This window comes from Zemynaea arenosa (genome assembly GCF_004614185.1).
Taxonomy (GTDB): domain Bacteria; phylum Pseudomonadota; class Gammaproteobacteria; order Burkholderiales; family Burkholderiaceae_D; genus Telluria; species Telluria arenosa.
Genome location: NZ_SPVF01000103.1, coordinates 1 through 8,921, shown reverse-complemented (window position 1 = coordinate 8,921; position 8,921 = coordinate 1). Strand labels below are relative to the sequence as shown.

The following is an 8,921-nucleotide window of genomic DNA, read 5'->3' as shown; positions in this document are numbered from 1 at the left end:
CGCCCGCGCTGCCCTCGCCGCCCGCCACCGAAGCGGCCGCGGTCACGCAGACGCAGCCCGCGTAAAGCGGTGGCACAAAACAAAAGGCCTGACACGCGTCAGGCCTTTTTCTTTGGCGCGGGCCAGGGCCCGGGCAGTGCGCTGCTTCAGGCGGCCGCGGTCTTGATCCCGTGCCGGTTCATCAGGTCGTACAGGGTCGGGCGGCTCACGCCCAGCAGCTCCGAGGCCTTGACGATGTTCCCGTCCACCCGCGCCAGCGCCTTGACGATGGCCGCGTACTCCGCCTCGTCGCGCACCTGGCGCAGGTTGATCGCCTCGTCGCCGGCCTCGGCGCCATGCAGGCCCAGGTCCTCGGCCAGGATCTGGGTACCATCGGCCATGATCACCGCGCGCTTGATGCAGTTCTCCATCTCGCGCACATTGCCCGGCCAGCGGTAGCTCTCGATCTGCGCGATCGCATCCGGCGCGAAATGCAGCGTGCCGCGCCCCTCGGCGGCGCTGAACTTGTTCTTGAAGTGATGGGCCAGCAGCGCCGCGTCGCCCACGCGGTCGCGCAGCGGCGGGATGTTCACCACGATCTCAGATAAGCGGTAGTACAGGTCTTCGCGGAAGCGGCCCGCGGTGGCCAGCTCGCGCAGGTTCTGGTGGGTCGCGCAGACGATACGCACGTCCACTGGAATCTCCTCATGCCCACCCACGCGCTCGATCACGCGCTCCTGCAAAAAGCGCAGCAGCTTGGCCTGTAGCGCCATCGGCAGGTCGCCCACTTCGTCCAGGAAGAAGGTACCGCCGTGCGCCAGCTCCACCTTGCCCTTGGTCTGCTTGGCCGCGCCGGTGAAGGCGCCCTTCTCGTAGCCGAACAGCTCCGACTCCAGCAGGTTCTCGGGAATGGCCGCGCAGTTGATGGCCATGAAACGCTGGCTGGCGCGCGGCGAGAGCTGGTGCAGCGCGCGCGCCAGCACTTCCTTGCCGGTGCCCGATTCGCCCAGCAGCATCACGGAGGCCGAGGTCGGCGCCACCTTCTCGATGCTGCGTGCCACCTTCTGCATGCCCGCATCGCGCGTGATGAGACCCTGCAGCGGCGAATCGGCCTGGTTCTGCTGCATGCGCCGGTTCTCGGCCTGCAGCGCGTGCAGGAAGAAGGCACGCTTGACCACCAGGTTGAGGATCTCCGGGTCGGCCGGCTTCTGGTGGAAGTCGTAGGCGCCCATGCCGATCGCGGTGACGGCATGCGCGTGGTCCTGGTTGCCGGTCAGGACGATCACCTTGGTATCCGGCGCCAGCGCCAGGATGCCCTGCAGCGTGGCCAGGCCCTCGGTGGCGCCGTCGGGATCGGGCGGCAGGCCCAGGTCCATGGTCACCACCGCCGGCTCGTGGCGGCGGATCTGCGCCAGCGCGGCCTCGCGGTCGCCCGCGACCACCACGTCGTACGCATCGAAACTCCACTTGAGCTGCTTCTGCAGGCCCGGGTCGTCCTCGATGATGAGCAGTTTCAGTTTGGCTTGTGTCACTTGGCTTCCTGTGCCGCCATGCGGCTGAGGGGTTGATCTTTGTTCGGCTGGTGCAGGCGCAGCACGATGCGGAAGGTGGTGCCCTGGCCTTCGCGGCTCGCCACCTCGAGCGTGCCGCCGAGTTCCTGGATGTACTCGCGGCTCTCGAACGCGCCAATACCCATGCCGGCCGACTTGGTGCTTTCGAAAGGCTTGAACAGGCGCTCGCGGATGAACTCTTCGCTCATGCCGGTGCCGGTGTCCGTGACCTCGATGACCGCCTGGGCGCCCGCCCGGGTCAGCCGGACCTTGACCTGGCCTTCGCGCGGCGTGGCTTCGATCGCATTCTGGATGATATGTCCCACCACCCGTTCCAGGCGCTCCGCATCGGCCAGCACCGCCAGGCCGCGTTCCTCGATCTCCACGCTGGGCTTGGGATCGAACGCGGCCTTCAGCGCCACGGCCTGCGTGATGAGCTTATCCAGCGCAATGGCCACATTGCGCTCGGCGTTGTCGGTGCGGCTCAGCTTCTGCAGCATGAGCTTCATCTTCTGCACCGACAGCGTCACCGTCTCCACCATGTCGGCCTGGAACTCGGGATTGTCCTTGTGCTTCTCGGCGTTGGCGGTGAGGAGCGACAGCTGCGAGACCAGGTTCTTCAGGTCATGCACGATGAAGGTCGACATGCGGTTGAAGGACTCGAACTGGCGCGCCAGCATCAGCGCGGCCGCGGCCTCCTGCTGGGCGAGGTAGCTGGCGGCCTGGCTGCCCGCGATCTTGAGCAGGTCGATCACTTCCCAGTCCAGCGTCACCGCGCTGCGTGGCTGCACCAGCAGGATGAAGCCGAGCAGCTGGTTCTGCAGGATCAGCGGGACCACCAGCCAGCCGCGCGGGAAGGCCGCAATCCATCCGGGCAGCGCCACGTGGTCGTACAGCTCGGGCGTCTGCTCGTACTCCTGCAGGTCCACCACCCACTGCTTGGTCTCCAAAAAATGGACGAAGGCGTCGGTGGCCTCCAGCGTGTCGATCGGCGCGCCCACGTTGAGGTGCGCGGCCGGTTCGAAGCGCCCGCTGTCGCGCCGGATCCACAGCACCCCGCCGGGGCTCTCCACCAGCGTGGCAATCGCGTGGATGCTGCGCTCCCCCAGCGCCGGGCCGTCGCCGGACAGGGTGCGGGTAAAGCGCAGCCACTCCTCGCGGTAGTCGTAGTTGTAGCTATAGAAGTGCTTGGAGATGAACACCCGCAGCCAGGCGCGGAACGAACCGGAGAACAGGATCCCCAGCAGCAGCACGGCGGCGCCGAACAGGAACGCCACCTGCATCACCGAGCCCCAGCGGCCGCCGAAGAAGCGCAGGAAGTAGCCCGCGAAACCCATCAGCAGCAGGTAGATGGCGGAGCCGAACAGCGCGGCCGAGTGGAACAGCACGCGGCGCGAGACCGAGATCTCGGCCGCCCAGGCGGAGCTGCGCCGCACCGACAGCGCGATCAGCGGCACGCACAGCGCATCGACCAGGCCGCGCGCGGCCCAGATGTCGGCGTTCATGGTGCGAAACAGCGCCGCGTCGCTGTACAGGTAGAAGTCGTACACGAACAGGCCGCCGATGCCGAGACAGACGAACTTGATGGCCCAGCGGTCCTGCGGCTGCTTGTTGCGGTACAGGTGCTCGATCAGCAGCATGCCGAGCACCGCGAAGGTCATGCGGCCCATCGTGAGCGGCATGAAGCCGATCAGCTCATGCACGGTCCAGGACAGCTCGCGCGCCACCACTGCGGCCAGGTAGACGAAGTACAGCGTCGAGAACAGCACCAGTAGCTTGGCCGGACGGGAATCGCTGCGCTGGCGGAAGTAGCCGAGGAGATTGAGCAGGAAGGCCGACCAGGCGGCGTTGCGGCAGCACTCGAAGAAGTCGATCCAGCCGGAGTACGGCGGTCCATCCCAGGCTTCGATGGCGGACGAGCAGGCCCACAGCGCGGACAGGAAGCAGGCCACCGCCAGCGAAGAGGCGTGCGGGCGCGCACGCCACAGCGTGAGCAGGGCCAGGCACAGGGCCAGGAAGGCGGCGGTGGCGATCGAATAGCTGAGAGTCGCGATGCTGGTCAACATGGCTATCGAAGGTTCCAGGTCAGGTGCTCAGGGCACCTCCCGTGCCCGGGTGCGGCGGCAGCCCGCAGGGGGCTCACCGGCCGCTGCCGAACAATACCACTTTCACCGTGTCGATGAGAATGAGGACGTCGAGGAACAGCGAGTTGTTCTTCACGTAGTACAGGTCGTACTGCAGCTTCTGGACCGTGTCCTCGATGTTGGCGCCGTAGCCGTAGCGGACCTGGGCCCAGCCGGTGACGCCCGGCTTGATGCTGTGGCGGACCTTGTAGAACGGGATCTCCTCCGACAGCTGCTCGACGAAGTAGGGGCGCTCGGGACGCGGACCGACGAACGACATCTCGCCCTTGAACACGTTGAGAATCTGCGGCAGCTCGTCGATGCGGACCTTGCGGATGAAGTTCCCGACGCGGGTCACGCGCGGATCGTTCACCTGGGCCCACTGCGGCTTGCCCTTCTCCGCGTTCACGCCCATGGAACGGAACTTGAGCACCTTGAACGGCTCGTCGCCGCGGCCGACGCGCTCCTGCTGGTAGAACAGGGGGCCGCGGTCTTCCAGCCAGATCGCCAGCGCGGTCACCAGCATGACCGGGAAGGTCAGGATCAGCAGCAGCGAGCTGCACACGATGTCGAAGGCGCGCTTCATGAACATGCGGCCGAAGGACTGGTCGAAGCCGCCGCCGAACACCAGCCAGGAAGGCTGCAGCGAGTCGACGCGGATCTGGTAGGTCTCGCGCTCGAAGAAAGTGGCGGCGTCGGTGACCTGGATGCCGTGCAGCTTGCAGTCGAGGAGCTCCTTGATGGGGAAGCCGCCGCCGCGCCGGTTGGCCACCGCCACCACGATCTCGCGGGCGTCGAGGCGCTCGGCCATCTGGCGCAGCGACTCGTGCTCGCGCAGCTCCAGGACCTGGTCGGCGCCGATCACGCGCTGCTCGTTGGGGACCGAGACGTAGCCGACGATATCGTACTTGTGATAGCCCTTGGCGTTGCGCGCCAGGTCGCCGCACTCGCGCGCCAGCGCGCCGTCGCCGACGAACAGGATGCGCGACTCCAGGATGCCGATCTCGCTGGTCTTGAAGAACACGATCCGCGCCAGGAAGATCCCGGTCGCCGAAATGAGGAACACCAGCACCAGGATGCCGCGCCCGAAGTACAGGTCCGGCGCCAGGTAGAACACCAGGGTCAGGATGCAGAAGCCCATCGCGAACGAGGGCATGAGCTTCATGAAGAAGGGGTTGCGCAGGCCTTCGTCGAAGTCCAGCTGGTACATGCCGAGGGCGCTCATCGAAAAGATGATGGCCACCGCGAACGACACCGCGGACATGAAGAAGTGGTCGAACTTCGGCACCAGGAATTCGGTGCCATCCATGAAGCGGACCGCGGCGCCTGCGTAGAACGAGCCGATGAGAATCAGGAACTCGATGAACAGCAGGCTGAAAACGACCTTCGATACGTAGTGATTGGAGATTCTCAGCATTTTTTCCCCGTCCCGGACTGCGCGGCCCGGTTGGGCCGCGGGCGCGCGTTTTTTATTTGGCTGGCGGCAGGTTGAGCACGTACCAGTCCATCGCTTCCTTCAGGCCCTCGGCGATGCGGTGCGTGGGCGCGTAGCCGAGCAGTGTCTCGGCCTTGCCGATGTCGGCCTGCGAGTGGCGGATGTCGCCGGCGCGGAAGTCCGCATACACCGGCGTGTGGCTCGCCACGTGCGGGAAGCGGTCCTGCAGCAGGTCGGCCATCATGCGGTACAGCTGGTTCAGCGTGGTGCGCCCGCCCAGGGCCACGTTGTAGACCTGGTTGACCGCCTCCGGCGACTCCGCCGTCGCGGCCAGGATGTTGGCCTGGATGACGTTGTCGATGTAGCAGAAATCGCGGCTGGTTTCACCGTCGCCGTTGATCTTGAGCGGCTGGTTGCGGATCAGCGCCGCCACCCATTGCGGGATCACGGCGGCGTAGGCGCCGTTCGGGTCCTGGCGGCGGCCGAACACGTTGAAGTAGCGCAGGCCGATGGTCTGGATGCCGTAGGTCCGCGCGAACACGTCCGCATACAGCTCGTTGACGTACTTGGTCACCGCGTACGGCGAGAGCGGCTTGCCGATCTTGTCCTCGACCTTCGGCAGGCCCGGATGGTCGCCGTAGGTGGAGCTGGACGCCGCGAACACGAAGCGCTTCACTTTCGCATCGCGCGCCGCCACCAGCATGTTGAGGAAGCCGTTGATGTTGGTTTCGTTGGTGGTGATCGGGTCGACGATGGAGCGCGACACCGAACCGAGAGCCGCCTGGTGCAGCACGTAGTCCACGCCGGCGCAGGCCTTATGGCAGTCGTCCAGGTTGCGGATGTCGCCTTCGATGAAGTCGAAGTTGGCCCAGGCCGCGTTGCCCACCAGTTCGCGCACCTGGTCCAGGTTGTGGCGGTGGCCGGTGGCGAAGTTGTCCAGGCCCGTGACGCGCTGGCCCAGCTTCAGCAGGGTCTCCACCAGGTTGGAGCCGATGAATCCAGCCGCCCCGGTCACCAGCCAGTGAGAGCGGTGGCCCTGCAGGTGCTGCTGAATGTCGTTATATTTGCTCACGGCTTGACCTTCCAATTCTTCTCTCTGGCGTTCGGGATGGTGACGACAAAGCCCGCGAGGCACCAAGGGGCGCGTCGCGGGCCTTGCGGGGGACGGTTACAGGCGCCAGACGCTGTAGCCGGCCTTTTCGAGTGCCTTCTGGTCGAACTTCGATTTCACGTCCACGAAGCAGCCGCCCGACTTGAGCTTGGCCTGGTAGTCCGACATCGGACGGGCCAGCAGTTCGGTGTGCGACACGGCCGCGATCACCGCTTCCGCGCACGGCAGCTGGTCCCACGATTCGAGCTCGACGCCGTATTCGTGCACCGCCTCGGCGCCGTCGGCCACCGGGTCATGCACGTGCACCTGGATGCCGTAGGTTTTCAGTTCGGCGATGATGTCCGCGACCTTGGAGTTGCGCAGGTCCGGGCAGTTTTCCTTGAAGGTCAGGCCGATCACGTTGACCTTCGCGCCCTTGACGTTGAAGCCGGCGGCGATGATCTGCTTGACGGTCTTCTCGGCCACGAATTTCGCCATGCCGTCGTTGATGCGGCGGCCGGCCAGGATCACCTGCGGGTGGTAGCCGATCATCTCGGCCTTGTGGGTCAGGTAGTACGGGTCCACGCCGATGCAGTGGCCGCCGACCAGGCCCGGACGGAAGGGCAGGAAGTTCCACTTGGTGCCCGCCGCTTCCAGCACTTCCAGGGTGTCGATGCCGATCTTGTCGAAGATGATCGCCAGTTCGTTCATCAGGGCGATGTTCAGGTCGCGCTGGGTGTTCTCGATGACCTTCGCCGCTTCCGCGACCTTGACGCTCGAGGCCTTGTGCACGCCGGCCTTGATGATGGAGCCGTACAGGTCCGCCACTTCTTCCAGGGTCTGCTCGTCGTCGCCCGAGACGATCTTCAGGATCGTGGTCAGGGTGTGTTCCTTGTCGCCCGGGTTGATGCGCTCCGGCGAGAAGCCGACGTGGAAGTCCTTCTTCCACTTGAGGCCCGATTCCTGTTCCAGGATCGGCACGCAAACTTCCTCGGTGGCGCCCGGGTAGACGGTCGATTCGTACACCACGATGGTGCCCGGCTTCATGTGGCGGCCGACGGACTTGGAGGCGCCGATCAGGGGCGAGAAGTCGGGGTTGTGGGCGATGTCCACCGGGGTCGGCACGGCGACCACGATGTAGTGGGCTTCGGCCAGCGCGGCCGGATCGGTGGTGACCTTCAGCTGCGAGGAGGCCTTCAGGTCTTCGGTCGAGACTTCACCGGTCGGGTCGATGAACTGTTTGTAGCTGTCCACCTTGGGCTGGGACAGGTCGAAACCGATGGTCGGGCGCTTTTTGCCGAACTCTACGGCCAGAGGCAAACCGACATAACCGAGACCCACGACTGCGACGACTTTACCTTGATCCATAATAGAGTTCCTGTTCAGAATGACGTTTTGCAATTAGAGCAAGTTTTGAAGATATCATATAAATTGACTAGCTTCAATCTTGGGATTGTGAAATCGAACAACTTCCCCTCTCGTGAGGCGTAATTGCCACACAGCCAAATGGGTTGCGCAGTTGCAACTTTACGACAGCTTTGCCGTGGAAATTATCTCTTTGGAAACGACGAGCTGCTTTGCGTCATGACAGATCGGCAAGTGGCGCTCCGGCGTCAGGATGCACTTGGGTTACAGCGGACGCGAGCTGAACGCAAAGATGTTGGCCGGATAAAAACCTTTGTAGGCGTGATACAACGCACCGGCCTTGGCCGCGGCATTCAGGCCGGATTCGAGCACCGCGCGGTCGTCCGCGGTGAGCGACTGCGTGGACAGGTAGACGCCCGCCAGGCCCCAGGGCAGCTCCTCGAGTGGCTCGACGCGGAACTGTTCGGCAATGCTGGCGGTGCGCGGGTCGGCCTTGGCAGCACCGTACAGGCCGCTGGCGGGCATGATCGTCACATCGGCGATGCGCGATTGCAGCATGCGCGCCACTTCCAGTGGATCCTTGGCCAGCACCAGGCGGTGGGCGGCCTGCAGGCGCCGGCTCAGCGCGTTGTAGGCGGGGCCGTAGTCGAAGCCGCGCACCAGCACCAGCTTCAGCTCCGGGCGCGCCGCCAGCTCGGCCATGGTCTTGATGGGCGCGCGCTGGTGATCCAGCGACATCAGCACCGCGCGGGTCTGGATCAGGGGCACGAACTGGCCATACTTGTCGCGCCGCTCGGCGTGGGTGGCGGCCAGCAGCATGTCGGCATGGCCCTGCTCGAACATCATCTCCAGCCGCGCCCGCGGCACTTCGGACATGCGGATCTCACAGCCGGTCTTCGCGCCGATGTCGCGCATCAGGGCCGGGAAGACGCCCGAGATCTGGCCGTCCTTGTCGATCCGGATGCTCTGGCCGATGGGCGACACCGGCACCGTGATCGGGCGGGAACAGCCGGCCGAGGCCAGGAGGGGCACGGCGGCGGTGGCCGCCGCCAGCAGACGGAGCGGGTGCATGTGGGTCAGCGTCGAAAAATTGCGCTGAGGATACACCAGTTCGGACAGGCGCTACTGTTCGTTACGTCACATTTGTTCACGACCGGAACTTAACAGCGCGGCGACCTGGGTCTGGACATCGGCGGGCCAGCCGCAGATCAGGCCGGCCAGGCGCACATGGTCGCCCGCGTACAGGGCGCGCAGGGCGTCCTCGTAATGCGGTTGGTCGCCGGCCAGGGCGGTCATGAAGCGGTAGGCGGCGTCGCGCGCGGTACGCTGGCGGTCGGCGGCGGCGCTGGTCCGCATCGCGTGCTCGACCAGCCGGCGCA

Annotated in this window: 7 protein-coding genes; all 7 read right to left on the bottom strand. The window is 65.4% G+C overall.

Features of this window, described 5'->3' with window-relative positions; genetic code table 11:
* Positions 1-146 precede the first annotated feature (146 nt).
* The gene (gene prsR, locus E4L96_RS07435; protein WP_135206580.1) at positions 147-1,511 is read right to left on the bottom strand and encodes a PEP-CTERM-box response regulator transcription factor; all 1,365 of its coding nucleotides are present in this window, start codon (positions 1,509-1,511) and stop codon (positions 147-149) included.
* Positions 1,508-3,595: an XrtA/PEP-CTERM system histidine kinase PrsK gene (gene prsK, locus E4L96_RS07430; protein ID WP_135206579.1), complete on the bottom strand. Its 2,088-nt coding sequence runs from the start codon at positions 3,593-3,595 to the stop codon at positions 1,508-1,510. Before prsK ends, prsR begins: the two co-directional genes overlap by 4 nt.
* A 73-nt stretch (positions 3,596-3,668) precedes the next feature.
* Positions 3,669-5,069, bottom strand: a complete 1,401-nt coding sequence (locus E4L96_RS07425) for a TIGR03013 family XrtA/PEP-CTERM system glycosyltransferase (RefSeq protein ID WP_135206578.1) — start codon at positions 5,067-5,069, stop codon at positions 3,669-3,671.
* Positions 5,070-5,121: 52 nt separating this feature from the next.
* Positions 5,122-6,159 (bottom strand): SDR family oxidoreductase, encoded by a 1,038-nt coding sequence (locus tag E4L96_RS07420; protein ID WP_135206577.1) that lies wholly within the window; start codon positions 6,157-6,159, stop codon positions 5,122-5,124.
* A gap of 96 nt (positions 6,160-6,255) precedes the next feature.
* Positions 6,256-7,545 carry a nucleotide sugar dehydrogenase gene (locus E4L96_RS07415; RefSeq protein WP_135206576.1) on the bottom strand — a complete coding sequence of 430 codons (1,290 nt, stop codon included), beginning with the start codon at positions 7,543-7,545 and terminating at the stop codon, positions 6,256-6,258.
* 261 nt (positions 7,546-7,806) lie between these two features.
* Positions 7,807-8,613 carry a substrate-binding periplasmic protein gene (locus E4L96_RS07410; protein ID WP_135206575.1) on the bottom strand — a complete coding sequence of 269 codons (807 nt, stop codon included), beginning with the start codon at positions 8,611-8,613 and terminating at the stop codon, positions 7,807-7,809.
* Positions 8,614-8,679: 66 nt separating this feature from the next.
* A partial coding sequence (locus E4L96_RS07405) for a DUF2239 family protein (protein WP_135206574.1) occupies positions 8,680-8,921 on the bottom strand: 242 nt, incomplete at its 5' end.